The following is a 21,151-nucleotide window of genomic DNA, read 5'->3' on the forward strand; positions in this document are numbered from 1 at the left end:
CGTCGCATGGCCCGATGACATTATGTTGACGGGGGCAAGACCGGCGGGCCCTGGCGCCGGCCGGTGGGAAAGGGGAGGGCGCCATGGACGTCCTCCCCCCCTTCGCTTCAGTCTTGTGGGCGTTCCATCTCCACCGGTGGATGCGCGTCCAAGGGCATGGCGCGCCGACCCCAGCGGGCATAGAGCGTCGGCAGAACGAACAGGGTCAGCAAGGTGGCCGAGATGAGGCCGCCGATGACGACGGTGGCGAGGGGCTTTTGCACTTCCGCCCCCGCGCCGCTGCCCAGGGCCATGGGCACGAAGCCGAGGCTGGCGACGAGGGCGGTCATCACCACCGGCCGGAGCCGCTGGATGGCGCCGATGCGGGCCGCTTCCGCCCGCGCCATGCCCTGCCGCATCAGCGCATGGATGGACGACACCATCACGAGGCCGTTCAGGACCGCGATGCCCGACAGGGCGATGAACCCCACCGCCGCCGAGATCGAGAAATCCATGCCGCGCAGGAACAGCGCCAGCACGCCGCCCACCAGGGCCAGCGGCACGCCGGTGAACACGATCGCCGCGTCCCTTGCCGACCCAAGGGCGCCGTAGAGGAGCAGGAGGATGAGGATGAAGCAGGCGGGGATCACCAGTTGCAGGCGTTCGCGCGCGGACGCCAGATTTTCGAACTGGCCACCCCATTCCAGATAGGCGCCCGCGGGCAGGCGAACCTGCTCCGCGATGGCGGCCTGGGCGTCTCCGACCACGCCGGCGATGTCGCGGCCCCGCACATTGGCCTGCACCACGACGCGGCGCTTGCCATTTTCGCGGCTGATCTGGTTGGGACCGTCCACGATCCGGATGTCCGCGACGCTGGCCAGGGGGACGAACTGCCCATCGGGCGTCGGCAACTGTAGCTGCCGCAAGCCATGGAAGTCGGCGCGTTGCGCTTCCGACAGGCGGATCACGATCGGGAAGCGACGATCGCCCTCGAAGATCATCCCCGCTTCCCGGCCGCCCAGGGTGGCTGACACCATGGCGTGTACATCCTGCGCCGTTACGCCCAGACGCGCCATCGCGTCGCGATTGACCCGGATGTCGAGCATCGGCAGGCCCGTGGTCTGCTCGACCTTGACGTCCGCGGCGCCCTGCGTCCGGCGCAGGACGCCGGCGATCTTCTCGGCCGTGGCGTTCATGGTGTTGAAATCGTCGCCGAACACCTTGATCGCGACATCGCCGCGAACGCCGGCGATCAGCTCGTTGAACCGCATCTGGATCGGCTGGGTGATTTCATAGGCATTGCCGGGGAACCGGCCGAGCGCCTTTTCCAGCCGGTCGACTAGCTGGGCCTTGGTGAGGCCCTGATCCGGCCATTCGCTGCGCGGCTTGAGGATCACGATCATGTCGGTGGCGTTGGGCGGCATCGGGTCGGACGCCAGTTCCGCAGTGCCGGTCTTGGAGAAGACGAACTTCACCTCCGGCTGTTTCGCCATCATCTTTTCTATGGGCGCCTGCATCGCCTGGCTCTGCTGCACCGAGGTCGCGGGAATGCGCAGCGCCTGGATCAGCAGGTCGCCTTCGTCGAGTTGCGGCAAGAACAGCTGGCCCAGCGACAGGAAGGCGGCGATTGCCAGCAGGAAGCCACCGACACCCACCCCAATGGTGAGCGTCGGCCGACCCATGGCCTTGTCCAGCCCCGGCGCATAGCGCCGGCGCAGCCAGCCCATGATGCGGCCTTCCTTCTCGTCGATGCGATTGGACAGCCAGATGGCGATCGCCGCGGGCACGGCGGTCAGGGACAGGACGAACGCGAAGGCGAGCGCGATGATGACGGTCAGCGCCATCGGCACGAACGTCTTGCCTTCGACCCCGGTGAGGGTGAGCAGCGGGACATAGACGAGGATGATGATCGCCTGGCCATAGACCGAGGGACGGATCATCTCGCGCGCGGCCGCCGCCACGGTGGCAAGGCGTTCATCGACCGAAAGAAGGCGGCCTTCGCGATGCTGCCTGTCGGCCATGCGCCGCAGCGCATTTTCCACGATGATGACCGCGCCGTCCACGATCAGGCCGAAATCCAGTGCGCCCAGGCTCATCAGGTTGGCCGACACGCCGAAGCGGAACATGCCGAAGCCCGTCAGCAACATGGTAACGGGGATCACCGCCGCTGCGATCAGGGCGGCGCGGAAGTTGCCGAGCAGGGCGAAGAGGACGATGATGACGAGCAGCGCGCCTTCGCCGAGATTCCTCGCGACCGTTTTGATGGTCGAATTGACCAGCGCAGTCCGATCAAGCACCGGCTGCACGATGACGTCCGGCGGCAGCGAGGCATTGATCGCCTTCAGCCTGTCCGCAACGGCGATGGCGACGTCGCGGCTGTTCTCGCCGATCCGCATGATGGCGGTGCCGACGACGACTTCGGTGCCATTTTCGGATGCCGAACCCATGCGGATGGCCTGACCGGTCTTGACCGTCGCCACCTGGCCCAGCGTGACGGGCACGCCCGCCCGTGTGGCGACGACGATGCGCGAGAGTTCGGTGGCGTTGCGGATCAGGGCATCGGAGCGGACCGCCAGTCCTTCGCCATTGCGATCGACGAAGCCGCCGCCCACGCTGCTGTTGTTGCTTTCCAGCGCGGTGCCGAGATCGGTTAGGCTGAGGCCGAGCGCGGCCAGCCGCTGGACGTCGGGAACGACCTGAAACTGCTTCACATAGCCGCCGATGGAATCGATGCCGGCCAGCCCCTTGCCGTTTTTCAGCAGCGGGCTGACGATCCAGTCCTGTGTCGTGCGCAGATAGGTCGCCTTGTCGACATCGTTCGTCAGCCGCTCGCCTTCGGGCGTGATGTAGCTGCCGTCCGGCTGCATGCCAGGCTCGCCGGGCAAATGCGTGTCGTCCTTGCGATGTTCGAGCCGGACGGTCCACATATAGACTTCGCCCAGACCCGTGGCGATCGGCCCCATTTCCGGGTTCACGCCTTCGGGCAGATTGTCCGCGATCCCGCTCATGCGTTCATCGACTTGCTGGCGGGCGAAATAGATGTCGGTGGATTCGTCGAAGATGGCGGTGATCTGCGCGAAGCCGTTGCAGCTGAACGACCGGGTATTTTCCAGGCCGGGAATGCCTGCCAGCGCGGTCTCGATCGGAAAGGCGACCTGTTTTTCGACCAGTTCGGGCGACAGCGCCGGCGCGCGCACGTTGATCTGGACCTGATTGTTGGTGATGTCCGGCACGGCGTCGATGGGGAGGCGGTACAGGGCGACGCCGCCGATGACGGCGGCGATGGCGGTCAGCAGCAGGACGAGCCAGCGCTTGTGAACCGCCCAGTTGACGATGGGGGCGATCATGGCTCAATGATCCTCATGGGTGGCTTCGCCCTTGCCGAGTTCGGCCTTGAGCGTGAAGCTGTTGGTGGTGGCGATCCGTTCGGTGCCTTTGAGGCCGGCGCGCACGATCACGCTGCTGCCGCTATTGTCGCCGAGTGTGACCGGGACAGCCTGGAAACCGCTGTCGGTCCGCACGAACACGACCGACTTGTTCTCGACGGTCTGGACGGCGGTGGTGGGTATGCGGATCGCGCCGTCCCCGCCGCTGTCGGCGAGGTCGACCGATGCCGTCACCGGCTCTCCGACACGCCATCGGCCCGCGCGATTGTCCAGCATCGCGATGACCGGCACCATGCGGGTCTGCGCGTCCAGCACGGGCGAAACGAAGCTGATCCGGGCGGCCGCTTCACGGTCCGCAGCCTTGACGATCACCCGGTTGCCGGGCTTGACCCGGCCCGCATCAGCAGGCTGGAGATGAAGTGCAATCGAGACGCTGGACAGATTGGCGATCCGATAGAGTTCCGTGTCGGCCGCTACCGTCTGGCCCAGAACGACGCTGCGCGAGATCACCTGACCCGAGACGGGCGCGGCGATGCCGAGCCGGTTGAGGCCGCCACCGCCGCCGCCCGCCGCGGACACCTGGCTCTGGGCTTGCCGATAGGCGATGCCCGCCTCGATCGCGGCGGTGCGGGCGGCGATCAGATCCTGTTCGGGCGACACGCGCTGGGCGAACAGGCGCTGTTCGCGGGCGAGGTTGGAATTGGCCAACGCCAGCCTGGCGCGGGTCGCCTCCACGTCGCCCTTGAGCACGGCGGCTTCGCGGCTTTCGATGATGGCGATGGTTTGGCCGCGACCGGCCGACTGCCCCAGATTGCGGGTCAGCGATACGACCCGCCCGCCGATTGCCGCGGCGACGACCTGCGTGCCTTGCGGGTCGCCTTCGACGGTGGCCGGCAGTTCCAGCGTACCCGAACCGCCGGTCACAGGCCGTCCCAGCTGGATGCCGGCAGACGCGATCTGATCGTCCGACAGGATGATCCTGCCTTCTTCTTCGGTGTGGGTGGTTTCGCCGCCGGCCTCATGTTCCATGGGCGAAGCGGCATTGCCTGCGTCGTTTCCGGCGCTGCCGCCGCAGCCTGCGAGCAGGACGGCAAGGGTGATGGGAAGAAGAAACGCTTTTGCGTGTGTGATGGTCATGGATCAGTTTCCCTGTACGGGCGCGGGAGCGATCAATCGCTCCAACCGGGCCCTGGCGTTCTGGTAGGATGCGAGCGCGTCGATCGCGGCGAGACGGGTCTGCGCAAGGGTCCGTTCGGCGTCGAGAAGGTCGATCTGGCCGAATTTCCCCTCGCGATAGCCGATGCGCGCGATGCGGGCTGCCTCCTGTGCGGCGGCGAGGGCCGGACCGTTGGCATTGCGCGCGGCGGTCGCTGCATTGTCGGCTTCGGCCAGCGCATCCGTGATCGCCTGTTCGACATCGAGCGCGGTCATGCGCCGTTGCGCTTCCGCCTGGATGCGCTGCGCGCTGGCCTGCGCGACGGCCGCCTGACCCGCGTCGAACAGCGGTATCGGGATGGAGAGGGACAGGACGGCAGCGGTGTCGTTGGTGGCGGAGAGGCGCCGGACCGCCGGGCCGATCGTGACATCGGGTATGCGCTGCGACCGGGCGAGCCGCACGCCGGCATCGGCCATGGCAAGATCGGCATCGGCCGCCGCCAGCGCCAGGGTGCCGGCGCTGGTCGCCATCGTCGGCCCGAAGGATGCGGGTGGCAGATGATCGAGCGCCGCCCCGTCCAGCGCGCCCGCAACCGGCTGCCCGATGCGGCGCTCCAGATTGGCGCGGATGGCATTGGCCAGGCGCTGCGTCTTTTGCACCTCGGCCTCGGCGTTGAGCTTGGCGACGTCGGCCCTCTGTTCCTCGAGCGGGGAGGCGCGGCCTGCCTGTACGCGGATGCGGGCGGCGTTCAGGGCGTCATGGGCGATCCGAAGCTGGTCGCGCGCCGTCGCCATCCGGCGCTCCGCGGCGATGGCATCGATATAGAGAGCCGTGACCTGAAGCCGGATGTCGGCTTGCGTGATAGCCGCCACGAGGACTGCGCGATGAGACTGGGCGTCCGCGACCGCCATCCTGGCGGACCGCTTGCCGCCCAGTTCGATGGGAATGTTAAGGCCCACGGTCGTTTCGGCCTGACGGACGCCGCCATAGGGGCCCGACCCGACCACATTTTCGACCTGCGACTGCAGTTCCGGGTTCGGGCGCAGGCCGGCGACGGTGCGTGCCGCTTGCGCGGCGTCCATGCCGGCCTGCGCCGCGTCGGCGGCCGGGGCGCTGCCGCCGGCGATGGCGACGGCCTGGTCGAGGGTGAGGGCTGGGCCGACGGGCTGCCCCGTCGCAATATTATCCTGCGCCTGCGCAACGGCGACGCAAGAGGTGGCGGCCAGAACGGCCGCGATGATCCTGTGCATATAGGAAATCCCGATTGATACGCATCAAGCCGTGCATCCGCCGGAGGCGGGGCACAGCGATTTGATCGTCAATCAGGCGATGGGGGGACGCAGATCGGGGCCGGGTGCCCAGCGGCCAAAGGCCCTGGAGGTGGCGGCAGTCTTGGGCGCCGCCTGGATATCGAAGAAAATGGGCGCGATCGTCCGGGGCAGCAGCGACGCGGCACTATGGCATCCGCCATGATGATGCGGGACCGCCTTGTCGGCGTCGCCCGGCGACGGATTGGAATCGCCGTCGTCATGGACGTAACCGGAGCATTCGATGGCGGAGGCGGAGATGGTTTCATTGGCATGGACCACCGACGCCGCCATGAGCGATGCGACGATCATCCACAAAAGAAGGAAACCCCGACGAACCATGGCGTGCGCAATAACGGACTTTCTCCGATCCGTCATGGTCAAATCGCCGTAGAGGCCCGATCGGCATGGCTCCGGGGCGGGGCGTGACGGGCAGGCGGCGGCCACGCGACCAGCGCAGCCGGGCCGGCGCGATACATTCGCGCCTTATGGCATCATTGCGGAGCGGCTATCGCGATCACGCCCACGCCGCGCTCGATCGTGATCCGGGTGCCGAAAGGCTGCGACAGCCGTTGCAGCCTTTCGAGGATGCGCGCGCCGGTCGCGCTGTCCGCCATGTGGGGTACGCCGCGACCGGCGCCGGTCGCGCTCACGCCCAGATCCACCGGATAGAGGTTGATCCGGCTCAACCGGCCATCGCGATACTGGCTGACCGCGATCACCGTTTCATAGAGCTTGGGATCGGAAAATTCCTTGGCGTTGCGGGCTGCAAGCAGTTCGGGCGTGGTGACGCTGCCGGGTTCGACGCCGAACTGGTCGTACATGTCGGCCGGTACGTCATCGAGGCTGTTGTTCATCATCGCAAAATTGCCGAGCGAATAGAAGATCGGCTTGCCCTTGTAGATTTCGATCCCGCGCAACTGGTGCGGGCCATGGCCGACATAAACGTCGGCGCCCGCGTCGATCACCTGATGCGCCAGGCCCTGCGCGAAATTCGCCGGGGTCTGGAAGGCGTTGCCCGGCTCATGATTGTGGAGCGAGAAGACGGTGAAATTGCCATTCTGCCTGGCCTGGCGCACGGCGAGCAGATTGGCCTTCACATCCTTTGCGTTGAGATCATATTCGATCGTCATGGGGGTGGCGGGATGGGCGGTGGCGCGAAACTCCCGCCCCTTCATCTTGACCGCCGCGCCCGGCTTCGTTCCCGCCAGCCGCGCGATGGTCGCAAGGTCCGCGTCCGACACCAGGCCGATTTCCGTGCTGCGGATGGTGTTGGCGCCGGGGCGGCCGGGCACCTGGCCCAGCGGATCGGCGGCGGGGGTCATGGGGGTGAAGCTGGTCGTCGCCGAAATGAGGCCGACGCGGCCGTGCGGTCCGTCATAATAGGATGGCGCGCGGGCGGCGGTCATCGAGCGGCCGGTCCCGGCATGGACGAGATGGGCCTGGTCCAGCAGGTCGAGCGTGTCGAGCATCCCCTCCACGCCCCAGTCGGTGGCGTGGTTGTTGGCGTGGCCGACAATGTCGACGCCCATCTTGGCGACGTCGCCGGGCACGGCCGGGTCTGCCAGCATCCAGGTGCCGCCGGACTCGGCCTGCGGCGACCCCCTGAAGGTCTTGAGGTCGAGCGCGGTCGTCTCGAAATTGCCGAAGGTCAGGTCCGCGCCGCGCAGGATGCGCAGCATGTCGGGCGCCTGCCTTTCCAACGTCGCCAGCATCGGGCGGAGGTAGATGAGGTCGCCGATCGCGGCGAAGCTGAAGTCGCCGGCGATCGGCGTGCTGGGAACGGTGGTGGGTTGCAGCGTGCCGCCGCTTTCCTCTTCCTCGGCATGGAGGGGGAAGGCCGCGGTCATCATCATCGCGGCGCTGGCCAGCGTCAGGGTGCGCAGCGCCTTGCGGCGAAAGATCGTGGACAGCATCGGATATTCCCCTTGGGCCGGGATCGGCTTTGGCGCGGGGATAGCGGCTGCTGCTGACATGAACCTGTCACACGGGCGGCGGCGGGCGTCGTCCGGGCGTCAGTCGGGTACGGATTGGAAGCTGACGATGGCGCACAAGCCCCGGCCCGTTCGGCCGTCCTCCAGCGTGATGGTGGCGCCCATCCGTTCCGCAATGGCGCGCGCGATCGGCAGGCCCAGGCCCGTGCCGGCCGGCGCATTATGGCGCGGGACGCGGTAGAAGCGATCCCAGACCTTGTCGCGATCGGCCGCCGAGATGCCGGGGCCGTCATCGTCGATCGCGACGGTCACGGCGTCATCGCGGCGGCCGACATGGACGGACACCGTGCCGCCTGGCCGGTTGTAGCGGATGGCGTTGTCGAGCAGGTTGCCGATCAGTTCGGCCGCGAGCGTCGGTTCACCGATCGCCATCAGCGGTCCGTCAGCATCCCTTTCATAGCCAATGTCGATATCGGCGGACGCCTGCGCCGCGCGCTCGCCCGTTGCCGTCGCGGCGATTTCCGCCAGGTCGAAGGGGTGGAGTTGCGTGCCGGCCTGATCTTCGCTGCGGGCGAGCGCGATCAATTGACGCAGCAGTTGTTCCAGCGAATCGATGGCGTGCGGAATGTCCTGCAGCGCCGCCTTTCCTTGCGGGGAAGTGGGGCCGTAGCGGTCGAGCACGTCGAGCTGCACGCGGGCGACGGCCAGCGGCGTGCGCATCTGGTGCGATGCGTTGGAGGTGAATTGGCGCAAGGATTCCGTCGCGCGCTCCAGCCGTGCCATCAGGCCATTGAAGGCGGCGACGAAGGGTTGCATTTCGATCGGTCCGGTTTCGGGCGTTTCCAGGCGAAAGGTGGGCGACGCGTCGCGGCGCGCCCGATCCACCTGCCGCGTCAGGTCCGACATCGGCCGCAGGCCCCATTCGATCGCCCACCAGAAGAGCAGGCCGGTAATCGCCAACGCCGCCAGCCCCGCCAGCACCACCTGTTGCAGGAAGGTGCGTTCATAAGCGGCGCGATCGTCCATATAGTCGGCGACCTGGATGACGACCAAGGCCTTGGCGCCATCCACGCGCCGGATTTCGGTCGCGATCCTGGCGGGCTTGCCGTGGAGCGCGCCGCTGCGCAGATAGGCGGCCTGCGTGACCTGCTGCGCGTCGGCCGGGTCCAGATAGCCGCGCACCATCGGCGTTTCGCGATAGGCGTTGACGAATGTCGCGGGCCGGTGTCGATCGATGACGCCGTCCCATGTTTCGCGATAATCGACCGGCGGCCGCAGCGCAGGGTCGCCGGCCACGAGCGTTTTTCCCCGATAGACGCTGTAGAGCACCACCGGGCGCGCCCGTCGCCGCAGCAGATGGATCACCAGCGGCACCAGCCGCTCCCGATCGGCGGCCGGGCTGTTATAGGCCAGGCTCAAGGTCCGCACCGACCCGATCAGCACGCGATCGACCGTGGTCGCCTCCGTATCATGGGTGACCAGCGCGGTGATGATGCAGAAGAGCAGCACCAGCGCTGCCAGCGGCATGAGCACCGCCCCGGTCAGGCGCAGGCGCAGCGAATGGGGAGACTGGCGCATCGGGAATCGGGCCGTCAGGCGGCTTCGATCATATAGCCAAGGCCGCGAATCGTGCGAATGGCCGGACCGGAGGGTTGCAGCTTCCGGCGCAGGCGGCCGACATAGACTTCCAGCGCATTGGGCGTGACGGCGTCGTCGAAGTTGAAGATTTCGGCCGACAGCCTTTCCTTGGCCACCACCTTGCCGGGGCGACCCATCAGCGTTTCCAGCACCGCCAGTTCGCGGCGACGCAGGTCCAGCACATGGTCGTCCAGATAGACGGTGCGGCTCGACCGGTCGAAGGCCAGCGCGCCGATGCGCAGCACCGGATCGGGCGTGCCCTGGCTGCGCCGGACCAGCGCGCGGATGCGCGATTCCAGTTCGCGTGGGTCGAACGGCTTGGCCATATAGTCGTCGGCGCCCCGGTCCAGCCCGTTGATCCGGTCGTCGACCATGTCGCGCGCGGTCAGGATCAGAACCGGCGTCGTCGCGCCACGCGCACGCAACCGGCTCAGCACGTCCAGTCCGTCCATGTCGGGCAGGCCTAGGTCGAGGACGATCGCGCAATAGGGTTCCTGACCGACAAGGCGCAACGCATCTTCGCCATTGGTCAATATATCGACGGCGAAACCTGCCGCTTCCAGCGACGCGACCATGCCGCGCGCCAACCGTTCGTCATCTTCCACCAGCAACAACCGCATAGCTTACTCCGGCACGCGGCACCCTCTCGAAGGCAATCGGCTCAAAGGCAACAGGATTGCGCGACGCATGGCGCATCCCGACGCAAAAGGGAAGGGCGGGAGTCGATCGCTTGCCATTGATTGCGTGTGATCGGCGCTTTTCCCGCATGTGTCAGGTTCATGACAGCGACTCCGGCTAGAGGCTGATGCGACCCGCGCCATCGGTTGCGGAACGACAAGATGAGCCCCCGCCCACGCAAGGCGGGCGCATGGGGAATCCGACATGACGATCAAGCTGCCTTCGCTTGCGGGGGCGTTCCTGTCCTTCTGCTTTGCCGGCACGGCCGCCGCCGCGGCGCCAGCACCCCTGCCCGCGCCTTTGCCCGCTCAGGCTGACCCGGCCAGCCTTGCGCGGATAGATGCGCTGTTCGCACGCTGGGCCAAGCCCGCTGCGCCAGGCTGTGCGGTCGCCGTATCGCGCGACGGTCAGCCGATCGCGATCCGCGCCTATGGCATGGCCAGCCTGGAGCTGGGCGTGCCGAACGGCGTCGACAGCATTTTCGAGGCCGGCTCCGACTCCAAGCAGTTCACTGCCGCCGCGACGCTGATGCTGGCGCGCGAAGGCAAGCTGTCGCTGGACGACGATATCCGCAAGTTCGTACCCGAAATGCCCGATTACGGCGCGCCGGTGACGATCCGCCACCTGCTGCACCATGTCAGCGGTCTGCGCGACTGGGGATCGGTCGCCGCGATCGAAGGCTGGCCGCGCAACAGCCGTACCGCCGACAATCAGGACATGCTGGCGATCGTCGCGCGGCAGAAGGAACTGAATTTCGCGCCGGGCAGCCATTATCTCTACAGCAACAGCAATTATAATCTGCTCGCGATCATCGTCGCGCGGGTCAGCGGTCAGTCGCTGGCGGATTTCACCCAGGATCGCATCTTCAAGCCGCTGGGCATGACCCATACGCGCTGGCGCGACGACCATGCCGATGTCGTCGTCGGGCGGACCGGCGCCTATGAATTTGAGGATGGCGTCTATCGCAACGACCAGGTGATCGAGGACGCCTACGGCAATGGCGGCCTGCTGACGACGGTGGGCGACCTGGTGAAGTGGCAGGCGGCGCTCGACGCCGATCGCTTCGGCGCCGGTTTCACCGCGCAGATGCAGACGCCGACCAAGCTGAACGACGGCACGCCGATCGCCTATGCGCTGGCGCTGGTGAACCTGGACCATCATGGCGTGCAGGAAGTCAGCCATAGCGGTTCGACCGGCGGCTATCGCGCCTGGATGGCCCGCTATCCCAGGCAGAAGCTGGCCGTGTCGCTGCTGTGCAATACGGGCGATGCCGACACGCCGACGCTGGGCCGCGATGTCGCCGACATCTTCCTGCCGCCCTACAAAGCCAAGCCCTATACGCCCAAGGGCGCCGTGCCTTCGGGCGTCTATGCCGACGGCATGACCGGATTTCCCGTCCGCTTCGATGCCGACGAGCAGGGGCGGTTGCGCGCCGATGGCAAGCTGCTGACCCCGGTCGGCCCCGGCCGCTGGGCGCAGCGCGAGGATGTCTTTGCCTTCAGCAAGACCGGACTGGTGCGGGAAAATCGGGAGGGCGAGAACATCCCCTATCGCAAGATGGACGCCGTCACCGCCTTCGATCCCAAGCCCTATGTCGGTCGTTTCTGCGGCGTCGACACCTTCGCCTGCCTCAGCTTCCGGCAGAATGGCGATATGCTGATCTACAGCGGTCCGCGCTGGTTCAACCAGCCGCTCGCGCCCGCCTATGCCGACGTCTTCACCGGCGAGGCGATGCCGCAATCCTCGCGCATCACCGTCAAGTTCGAACGCGACGCAACCGGCACCGTCACCACGCTGCGCTTCGGGGAAGGCCGCGCCTACGACGTCGCCTTCCGCCGCGTCGCCGACTGATTTCACAAACATCGCAAAAGAGCCGCTCGGGTCGCGGCCACCACCAAAGCAAGAGCATAAGGGGACTATCACATGCCTATCGTTGAACACGGATTTCGCCGACTGCTGATGGCCGGCACCGCCAGCGCCTCGCTGGTCCTGTCGCTCGCTTCCGTGCCTATGGCCATGGCGCAGAACAGCGCGCCTGCCGTCGATGAAGCTGCCGAAGAAGCGGCTCCGGCGATCGTCGTCACCGGATCGCGCATCGACCGCAAGGGCTTCGAAGCGCCCACGCCGACCACCGTCATCGGCGAAACCGAACTGCGCCAGGGCGCCCGCCCCAGCATCGCGCAGGTTCTGAACGATCTGCCACAGTTCCGCGCGACCCAGTCGCCGGCCAGCACCGTCGCCAACACCAACTCTTCCTCGTCGGCGATGGACCTTCGCGGCCTGGGCGTCACGCGCACGCTGACCCTGCTCAACAACCGCCGGTTCACCGGATCGTCCGACCTTAACACCGTGCCGCAGGGCCTGGTGAAGCGGGTCGAAGTCGTCACCGGCGGGGCGAGCGCGGCCTGGGGTTCGGGCGCCATCGGCGGCGTCGTGAACATCATCCTGGACGATGATCTGGAAGGCCTGACCCTGGGTGCGCAGAACGGCATCTCGTCGCGCGGCGACGGCTATCGCTACAGTTTGGACGCCACCTTCGGCACCAAGTTCGCCGACGGTCGCGGCCACTTCATGATCGGCGGCGAATATCAGAAGGATGACGGCATCCTCGACCGCAATTCGCGCAAGAATGTCGGCAGTTCCAACCTCTTCTCGCCGACCACGGGCGACCATGACTATATTCTGGTGCGCGACGTCAATGCGTCCAACACCAGCCTGGGCGGCCTCATCAACGCGGGTTCGCTCAAGGGCCAGACCTTCAACACGGACGGCACGCTGCGCGCCTTCCAATATGGCAGCCAGATCAGCGGCACGACCATGGTCGGCGGCGAAGGCGTCGCCACCAACGACGAATATGCGCTGACCAACCCCTATCAGCGCGTCAACAGCTATGCGCGCGCCAGCTTCGAAGTCGGCGACGCCACCTTCTGGGCCGACGGCAGCTACAGCCGCATCTGGGCCAAATATCCCTTCTATGCGGAAAGCGGCACCTACACGCTGTCGGCGACCAACCCCTATCTGTCGCAGGCCATCCAGAGCCAGTTGGCCGCCGCCAAAGAAACCACCGTCAAGGTCGGCCGCGTGTTCGAGGATTATGGCTACCGCACCTTCGGCTATTATCGCCAGAATATCGAAGGCGCGATCGGCGTCGACGGCAGCTTCGCGGACGGCCAGTGGCGCTATTCGGCTTATTACAGCCATGGCGAAAACCGCAACATGCAGAGCTATGACAACCAGATCAACGGATCGAAGCTGACCAACGCGCTCGATGCGGTGACGGATGCGAACGGCAATATCGTCTGTCGGGTCACCCTGACCAACGCCAATTCGGGCTGCTCGCCGCTCAACATCCTGGGCACCGGCACCGCCAGCCAGGCCGCGATCGACTATGTGTTCGGCGATGTCGCCCGCGTCGTCTACACGACCAAGCTGGACACCACCGGCGCCAGCCTGCGTGGCGATCCCTTCTCGACCTGGGCCGGCCCGGTTTCGGTCGCCTTTGGCGCAGAAGCGCGCTGGGAGGAGCAGGTCACCAACAGCCTCGACGCCGTTTCGGCCGCCAAGGGCTTCAGCCGCTTCAACTTCTCGCCGCTCGACGGCGGGTTCAACGTGCAGGAAGCCTTCGGCGAAGTGGCGGTCCCGCTGCTCGACCAGCCGTTCAGCAAGCTGGATATCAACGGCGCGGCCCGGTACAGCCACTATAGCACCAGCGGCGGCATCTGGTCGTGGAAGCTGGGCCTGACCGACCGCATCTTCGACACGCTGCTGATCCGCGCATCGCGCTCGCGCGACATCCGCTCGGGCAGCCTGGCCGAATTGTTCACCACCAGCACGACCAGCTTCACCACGGTCGCGGAAAATGGCAGCACTTATTCGATCACGCGCTATGGCGGCGGCAACGCGAACCTGAAGCCGGAAATTGGTAGCACGCTGACGCTGGGAGCGGTGTTCACCCCGACCTTCCTGCCCGGCTTCAACTTGTCGGTCGATTATTATGACATCAAGTTGAAGGACGCGATCACGTCGCTGGGCGCGCAGGACGTGGTCAGCGGTTGCGCCGGCGGCAATAGCGACCTGTGCAGCCAGATCGTCCGCGACGGCGCGGGTGCGCCCACGACCATCTACACCACTTATATCAACCTGGCCCAGTACAAGACCAGCGGCGTGGATGTCGAGGCGACCTACACCCTGCCGCTCAGCAAGGTCAGCAGCGGCATGAACGGCACGATGCGCATCCGCGGCCTTGCGACTTATGTCGACAAGGTGCTGATCAACGACGGCACGACCACGGTCGATCGCGCCGGCGACGTGGGCGACAATGTCAGCTTCGGCACGCCGCACTGGCGCGCCACCGGATCGCTCAACTACACCAATCAGGATGTGTCGATCGACGCCCGCGTCCGTTATGTCGGCGGCGGCAAGTTCAACCATGCGCTGGACATCGCCAACAACGACATCGCGGCGCGCGTCTATGTCGACCTGGGCGGCCAGGTGAATATCGACAAGTTCACCCTGTTCGCCAACGTCAACAACCTGTTCGATCGCGATCCGCCGCTGACCACCTACGGCGCGATTCACTATGACACGATCGGTCGCTATATGACGATCGGGGCGAAGGTTCGTCTCTGATCCAGAGGCGGGACGATGGCGGCGCCGGGTCGGCGCCGTCAGGAACGACTAAGGGGAATATAATGAAGCGGTTGGCGATGAAGGCGATGCTGGCGGGCGCTGCCCTGTCGCTGTCCGTGGGCGGTTTGGCGCAGTCCAGCGCCCCACTGCATTCCCCCGCCGACGCGCGGATATTGGCGACGATCAAGGCGCGTCCGGCGGTGAAGGCCGCGCTCGCCGCGCTGGAAAGCGAACATGACCAGTGGGTCGACACGATCGTCGCGCTCACCCAGATTCCTGCGCCCCCGTTCAAGGAGGGCGCCCGCGCCAAGGCCTATGCCGAACGGTTCAGGGCCGCCGGTCTGGCCGATGTGGAGATTGACGAGGTCGGCAATGTGCTGGGCCTGCGGCGCGGCACCGGCAAGCCGGGCGGCAAGCTGGTCGTCGTGTCTGCCCATCTGGACACCGTCTTCCCGGAGGGCACCGACGTCACCGTCCGGCGTGAGGGCAACATGCTGCACGCGCCGGGCGTGGGCGACGACGTGGCCGGCCTCGCCACGCAACTCAGCCTGATCAAGGCGCTGGCAGCCGGCAAGATCGCGACCCCGATGGACATTTTGTTCGTGGGCGATGTCGGCGAGGAAGGGCTGGGCGACCTGCGCGGGATCAAGCATCTGTTCCGCGAGGGGAAATATAAGGATCGCATCGCCGCTTTCTTTTCGATCGACGACGGGTCGGTCGACGGGCTGACCAATGGTGGCGTCGGCTCCAAACGCTATCGGCTGACCTTCAAGGGGCCGGGCGGCCACAGCTTCGGCGCGTTCGGGCTGGTCAATCCGCTGACGGCCATGAGCCAGGCGATCGTCAATATCTACGGCATCGCCGTTCCCGCATCGCCCAAGACGACCTACAGCGCCAGCGTCGTCGGCGGCGGATCGTCGGTCAATGCGATCCCCAGCGAGGCGTGGCTGCAACTGGACATGCGGTCCGAAAGCGCGGCAGAACTGGCCAAGCTGGAGCGGGCCGTACTGGCGCAGGTCGACGCCGCGGCGGCGTCGGAGAACAAGGCGCGATCGACCAGGGACGGCGCCGTCAGCGTGGACAAGATGCTGATCGGCGATCGCCCGGCGGGCATGACCGGTGCCGACACGGCGCTGGTCCGGCAAACCGCCGCGGCCTATGCGACCGAAGGCGTTGCGGCACGGCTCAGTTTCAGTTCGACCGACGCGAACGTGCCGATGAATCTGGGCATCCCCGCCATCACCATTTCGCGGGCGGCGACGGGCGGGCGCGGCCATTCCCTGGACGAATGGATCGATATCAGCCCGCGCGAATCCTTGAAGGTGAAGCGGATGGACTTGCTGGCCATCCTTGCCGCGGCGGGCTTGCGCTAGAGCATCGTGCGGAAAAGTGGGAACCGGTTTTCCGCTAAAAACGATGCGAAAACATAAAACTAGAGCGTGCGACTTGCGTCCGATCAAACGCAGCCCGCTCTAGGCGATCCAGATGGCGGCACCGGCGCGCTTGCGTCGATCCAGGCCGGGGCGAGAGCGGCTGCATGACCGGCTTGCGCTTTTCGGACGCTCCGTGCGTCCGCTGTTCTCGATCCGGCGCCCGTAGATGCGGGCCTGCCCCCTTATCACTGGCGCATGGCGGGAATGCCGTGCCGACAGCTATTGCCTCCGCCGATCAGGTGACGCGCCAGACCCATAGCTGGATCGAGTCGAGGTAGCGTGCCCCCGAGCAGAGGAAGATGCTGCTGTTGAGCCATTCATAAGGGCCGTCGGGCGCGATGAATTCCGGAATGGTGCGAAAATAATAGCTCGTCGGATCGACAGGCTCTCCGCTCGCCAGCCGCGCCATGACATCGGCAGGCCCATGCCGCAGACCCTTGTTGCGGATCTGGATGATCGCGCCGTCGTCCGTTTGGATCGCATAGGTCGCGTCCGCGACCGTGACGCCGTCCGCACGCAGGAGCTGCCAGTCGCTGCCGCCGCCAAGGATATGGCCACGGATGCGTGACCCCTCGACCCTGCCGGAGAGGATCGGTATGATCCGCCGCATACCATCGGGCGTCTGTCCGATCTGTATCGGATCGGCCAGTTTCGCATGTGCGGCATAGAGGAATTCCAGGCCCGGCCGCACGGCGTCCATGGGGGCGATATCTTCAGGCGACATAGTCATCGCTCCTTTTCAGACGATCCCGGTGCAACATTGCGGCTGCACGCAGGGGAAGCATGTGTGGGCAAGGCGCTGACAGGACATCACATTCTGCTGCGCATCGAGGGAGAATACCATATCTGCGCGCGCCGGAAGGTCGGCGAACATGTGCCGGGTCAGGCGCTCATAATGGCTGACGAAGCGGGCCACGGTAGCGTCGTCCATGATCCCCGGCGCATCCGGCGCGATCGCGCGAAGCTTATGTTCCTGGAGCAGCCGGTTGTTCAGGACATGGTCGAACGAGGGCGGCTGCAACATCACCAGATGATCGATAAGGGAAAACCATTGGGCATAGGATGTTTCAAGGGCATGGTTGACGTGGTGCCGCCAGATGCCGTCGGGGTCGTCCTGCGCCTCCAGCGCGTTGAGCGGCTGGATCAGGCTTGTGGCATCCTCCGGTCGCGCGCCCACGCACCAGCCTTCGAACAGCAGGATATCGACCTTGCCGGAATGACGCGTCCAACCGGTCGGCGGCAATCGATCGTCCAGCGCCTTGCTGAAACGGGGGATCAGGACCTCCCGCCCGGCCGCCATATCCTCCAGCAGCGATATCCCGGCATCGACATCGTGCGTCCCCGGCACCCCGCGCGTCCGGAAGAGGGGATGGATGTCCTGCGCCATCTGCTCCCGCGCCTGCAACGGCAGGTAAAGATCATCGAGCGCGACGACCGTAGCCGACAGCCCATATTCGGGCAGCAACGACGCCTGAAGGAAGCGGCAGACCGTGGATTTCCCGCTGCCCTGCGCCCCGTTCATGCCGATGACCAGGGTGCGTCCGGCCGACCCATGCCATTGCGCGATTTGTCTTGCGAGGGGCCGCCACCAGCGATCGACAATCGCGGCATAGGATGGGGGCAACCGCTCGGCCGCGATAAGATCGTCGATGGCCGTCCCCACTACAGACTATCTCGGGGCACCCGCCCCTCCCTCCAGTCGTCGAGGTTGGCAAGGGCGCGCAGGCCCATCGCCTCCCGCGTCTCCCGCGTCGCGCTGCCCAGGTGGGGGAGGAGAACCGTGTTCGGCGCATCGCGCAGGCGTTGCGAGACATGGGGTTCGCCAGCGAAGACATCCAGACCCGCGCCACCGATCCGCCCGGTTTCCAGCGCGTCGATCAACGCGCTTTCGTCGACGACGTCGCCCCGCGCGGTGTTGATCAATATGGCATGAGGCGCCATGTGCGCGAATATGCCCGCATCGATGATGTTGCGGGTTTCCGCGCCGCCCGGAATATGCAGCGATACGACGTCGCTGTGCGCGACCATGTCGGTCAGCGCCGGGACGTAGCGGGCGTCCAGGCGCCGCTCATCGTCCTGTGCGCCGGGTCGTCGCGAGAAATAGACGATATTCATGCCAAAGCCGAAACGCGCGCGCTCCGCCATCGCCTGCGCGATCCGGCCAAAGCCCACCAGCCCCAGCGTCTTGCCGCGCAAACTGGTGCCGAGCAGATGGGTCGGCCGCCAGCCGGTCCATCGCCCGGCCCGCAATTCCCGTTCGCCTTCGCCTGCGCGGCGCGCCGTCATCAGCATCAGGGTGATGGCGATGTCCGCAGTCGCGTCCGTCAGCACGCCGGGCGTATTGGTCGCGATAAGTCCCGCCGTCCGCACCGCGGGAAGATCGATATGATCGACGCCGGCGCCGTAATTGGCGATGATCTGCACCCGGCGCCCCGCAACCCCCAATATGCCGGCATCCAGCCGGTCGGTGATGGTGGGGCAGAGCGCATCAAAGTCGCGCATCGCGGCCGCCAATTGCGCACTCGTCAGCGCAATGTCGTCATCGTTGAATGTCGCGTCATATCGTTCCGCGATCAGCGCCTGGACCCGGTCGGGCCATTTGCGCGTCACCAATATCCGGGGCTTGTCGGGCATCGTGACGGATCAGTTCTTTGGCGCCGACGCGGAAAAATAGGCCGTGAACGGATCGTCGGCATGTTCGGGCGGCTCGCCTTCGCGCACGGTCGTCCGGCGCATGTCGCGCCGCTCCTTGTAGATGTCGAAATCGCCGCCCCGATGCATGGTCGCCAGATTGTCCCAGATGACGATATCGCCCGGTTCGTAGGATACGCCGAAAACATATTGCGGCTGAGTCGCGAATTCGATCAGATATTGGATAAGTGCACGGCCTTCCGCACGCGGCAGGCCCATGACATCCATCGCATGGCTGCCGATATAGATGGCGGTGCGTCCGGTCGCTTCCTGATGCATGACCATCGGCTGGCGCGCCTTGGGACGGCCGTCAATCTCCTCCTCCGTGATCGGAAAACCGGCGAGCAGGCGCGAATACCAGAGCGAATGTTCGGCTTGCAGCGTATCGACCTTCTCCCGGATATCGGCCGGCAGGTCTTCATAGGCCGAGCGCATGTCCGCGAAATAGGTGAGGCCGCCTTCCTTGGGCACTTCATAGGCGAGCAACAGCGAATAGGCCGAGCGCAGGTCCATGAAGGAGGAGTCGGTATGCCAGAGCCGGTCGCCCTTTTTGTGTAGCACCATATTTTCATCGACCAGTATCTCGCCCGTCGGGGTCAGGTTGCTGGCGTCGAATATCTCGGGCGTGTTCGGGTGGCGGCGGGGCCGGTTCTTCACCGCGGGCGCGGTTTCCAGATGGCCGAAATGGCGGCTGAAGGCGATGTGGGCGGCGTTGTCAAAGCCGGTTCCGCGAATGACGCACACGCCCCATTGGTTCATCGCGTCCTTAATGGCGGTGAAATCGGCGTCGCTCAGCGGCTTGCCGACGTCGATGCCCGAAAGCTCGGCGCCGAAGCGCGGGGTGATGGGGGTCGCAGTTAAAGCCATGATGATATTTCCTGTTAGGGCTTCGTCGCCGCGGCTTGCGCCGGAAGGACGATGTTTTCGGTGGGAAGGGGATTGCGGGCGGCCCGGCGCTTGCCGACACGGGCGAGCAGGACGAGCGAAATGGCAGAGAGCAGCGGCGTGGCCGCCAGCAGGACGAACAGCAGGCGCGGCGGCATGTTCATCGCCAGCAGATAGCCGCCCAGCAGCGGCGCGAAGATCGAGCCGATCTTCGCGACCGACGTCGCCCATCCCGCGCCATTGGCGCGGATCGCGCTGGGGTAGAAAATCCCCGCGATGGAATGCATGCCGAAATGCGTGCCGCTGATCATCGCCATGCTGAGCAGGGAGAAAGCGGCCAGCCCCTGTAGCGAGACGGGCGCCAGGCCCATGACTAGAAGCAGCGGCGCCGCCAGCATCGGATAGAAGGCGATGGCGATCGGACCCAGCCGGTCGGTGAAGCGCATGAGCGCCAGCCCCGCGAGCGAACCGCCGATCGAGCTGACCGACATGATCATGGCCGCCTGGGTCCGGGTGAAGCCGACATCTTCGAAGATGATCGGTCCCCAATTCGACTTGAAATAGACTGCCATCGAACTGCCGATATAGGCGAGCCAGAGCAGGGTGGTGATCGGGCGCAGGTCGCCTTTGAACAGGGTCGCGATGCGGAAGGTCTGCCCGGTCGAGGCCGTCGCTTCGTCGGTCACCACGAAATGATCCTGCGGCCTGGCGCCAAGCCCCGGCGCCAGCGCGTTCATCGCTCTGGCGATTTTTTCGGGCGATCGCGCCTTCACCGCCAGGTAGCGGGCGGATTCCGGCAGCAGGGCGAAGAGAAGCGGGACGAGCAGCAGTGTCGCCACGCCCGACACCATGAATACCGATTGCCAGCCATAATGGGGGGCGAGCCAGACCGTCATCGGTCCGGCGACCACGCCGCCCAGCGTATAGCCCATCATGATGACGGTCACGACCGTCGCCCGATAGCGGCTGGGCACAAATTCGATGTTGAGCGCCCAGGCGAGCGGCATCAGCCCGCCCAGAGCCACGCCGTTCAGGAAGCGGAGAAGCAACAGCGCCTGCATATTCGGCGCGAGCGCCATGGCGATGCTGGTGGCCCCGAACGCCGCGACCGATGCGATGATGACCGGGCGCCGCCCATAAAGATCGCCCAGCCAGCCGAACGCGATCCCGCCCAGCATCGCACCGAACACGCCCGTGGCGAAGAGTTCGCCCAGCGAAATCACGTCCGCCCCGAACCCGTCGCGCAGATAGGGCGCGACGAAGGAGATGACGAGCATGTCGAAGCCGTCGAGAAAGGTGACCGCCCAGGATATCGCGACGAGACGGATGACGAACGCATTGATCCCCTGGCGCTCGATCACATCCGTCACCTCGATGACGACGGGGGGTGACGGATCGGTTGCGGTCATGCTCATCTCGGCTCCTCTCGATCCCG

General features: G+C 65.9%; 15 protein-coding genes. 3 read left to right on the forward strand and 12 right to left on the reverse strand.

All coding sequences use genetic code 11. The features are described 5' to 3' along the window. Positions 1–107 precede the first annotated feature (107 nt). The 7 genes from K9B33_RS08120 to K9B33_RS08150 all read right to left on the reverse strand — a co-directional run bounded on the left by K9B33_RS08120 (position 108) and on the right by K9B33_RS08150 (position 10,020). Positions 108–3,326 carry an efflux RND transporter permease subunit gene (locus tag K9B33_RS08120; RefSeq protein WP_224547981.1) on the reverse strand — a complete coding sequence of 1,073 codons (3,219 nt, stop codon included), beginning with the start codon at positions 3,324–3,326 and terminating at the stop codon, positions 108–110. A gap of 3 nt (positions 3,327–3,329) precedes the next feature. Beyond that, entirely contained in the window at positions 3,330–4,502 is a 1,173-nt protein-coding gene (locus tag K9B33_RS08125) for an efflux RND transporter periplasmic adaptor subunit (RefSeq protein ID WP_224547982.1), read from the reverse strand. A gap of 3 nt (positions 4,503–4,505) precedes the next feature. Continuing rightward, complete coding sequence (locus K9B33_RS08130; RefSeq protein ID WP_224547983.1) at positions 4,506–5,771, reverse strand: TolC family protein; 1,266 nt, start codon at positions 5,769–5,771, stop codon at positions 4,506–4,508. Positions 5,772–5,843: 72 nt separating this feature from the next. Beyond that, positions 5,844–6,170, reverse strand: coding sequence for a hypothetical protein (locus K9B33_RS08135; RefSeq protein ID WP_224547984.1), 327 nt, complete (start codon positions 6,168–6,170; stop codon positions 5,844–5,846). A gap of 152 nt (positions 6,171–6,322) precedes the next feature. Further along, positions 6,323–7,744 carry a CapA family protein gene (locus K9B33_RS08140; protein WP_224547985.1) on the reverse strand — a complete coding sequence of 474 codons (1,422 nt, stop codon included), beginning with the start codon at positions 7,742–7,744 and terminating at the stop codon, positions 6,323–6,325. 99 nt (positions 7,745–7,843) lie between these two features. Then, the gene (locus K9B33_RS08145; protein ID WP_224547986.1) at positions 7,844–9,340 is read right to left on the reverse strand and encodes a sensor histidine kinase; all 1,497 of its coding nucleotides are present in this window, start codon (positions 9,338–9,340) and stop codon (positions 7,844–7,846) included. Positions 9,341–9,354: 14 nt separating this feature from the next. After that, the gene (locus K9B33_RS08150; protein ID WP_224547987.1) at positions 9,355–10,020 is read right to left on the reverse strand and encodes a response regulator; all 666 of its coding nucleotides are present in this window, start codon (positions 10,018–10,020) and stop codon (positions 9,355–9,357) included. 262 nt (positions 10,021–10,282) lie between these two features. Between K9B33_RS08150 and K9B33_RS08155 the strand changes: the two genes are divergently transcribed. From K9B33_RS08155 to K9B33_RS08165, 3 genes are all read left to right on the forward strand, one after another. Beyond that, complete coding sequence (locus K9B33_RS08155; protein ID WP_224547989.1) at positions 10,283–11,929, forward strand: serine hydrolase domain-containing protein; 1,647 nt, start codon at positions 10,283–10,285, stop codon at positions 11,927–11,929. A gap of 72 nt (positions 11,930–12,001) precedes the next feature. Further along, positions 12,002–14,707, forward strand: a complete 2,706-nt coding sequence (locus K9B33_RS08160; RefSeq protein WP_224547991.1) for a TonB-dependent receptor domain-containing protein — start codon at positions 12,002–12,004, stop codon at positions 14,705–14,707. Between the two features lie 62 nt (positions 14,708–14,769). Beyond that, positions 14,770–16,080, forward strand: coding sequence for a M20/M25/M40 family metallo-hydrolase (locus K9B33_RS08165; protein WP_224547993.1), 1,311 nt, complete (start codon positions 14,770–14,772; stop codon positions 16,078–16,080). A gap of 295 nt (positions 16,081–16,375) precedes the next feature. Here the strand turns inward: K9B33_RS08165 and K9B33_RS08170 are convergent, their stop codons facing one another. From K9B33_RS08170 to K9B33_RS08190, 5 genes are read right to left on the reverse strand one after another with little or no spacing between them, the layout of a single operon-like run. Beyond that, positions 16,376–16,864: a DUF3237 domain-containing protein gene (locus tag K9B33_RS08170; protein WP_224547995.1), complete on the reverse strand. Its 489-nt coding sequence runs from the start codon at positions 16,862–16,864 to the stop codon at positions 16,376–16,378. A gap of 15 nt (positions 16,865–16,879) precedes the next feature. Then, entirely contained in the window at positions 16,880–17,803 is a 924-nt protein-coding gene (locus K9B33_RS08175; protein ID WP_224547997.1) for a kinase, read from the reverse strand. Next, entirely contained in the window at positions 17,803–18,774 is a 972-nt protein-coding gene (locus K9B33_RS08180) for a 2-hydroxyacid dehydrogenase (RefSeq protein ID WP_224547998.1), read from the reverse strand. Before K9B33_RS08180 ends, K9B33_RS08175 begins: the two co-directional genes overlap by 1 nt. A gap of 9 nt (positions 18,775–18,783) precedes the next feature. Continuing rightward, on the reverse strand, positions 18,784–19,698 hold the full coding sequence (locus K9B33_RS08185; RefSeq protein ID WP_224547999.1) for a TauD/TfdA dioxygenase family protein: 915 nt from the start codon (positions 19,696–19,698) through the stop codon (positions 18,784–18,786). A gap of 14 nt (positions 19,699–19,712) precedes the next feature. Beyond that, positions 19,713–21,131: an MFS transporter gene (locus K9B33_RS08190; RefSeq protein WP_224548000.1), complete on the reverse strand. Its 1,419-nt coding sequence runs from the start codon at positions 21,129–21,131 to the stop codon at positions 19,713–19,715. Positions 21,132–21,151 lie beyond the last annotated feature (20 nt).

The sequence above is a fragment of the Sphingobium sp. 3R8 genome, assembly GCF_020166615.1.
Taxonomy (GTDB): Bacteria; Pseudomonadota; Alphaproteobacteria; order Sphingomonadales; family Sphingomonadaceae; genus Sphingobium; species Sphingobium bisphenolicum.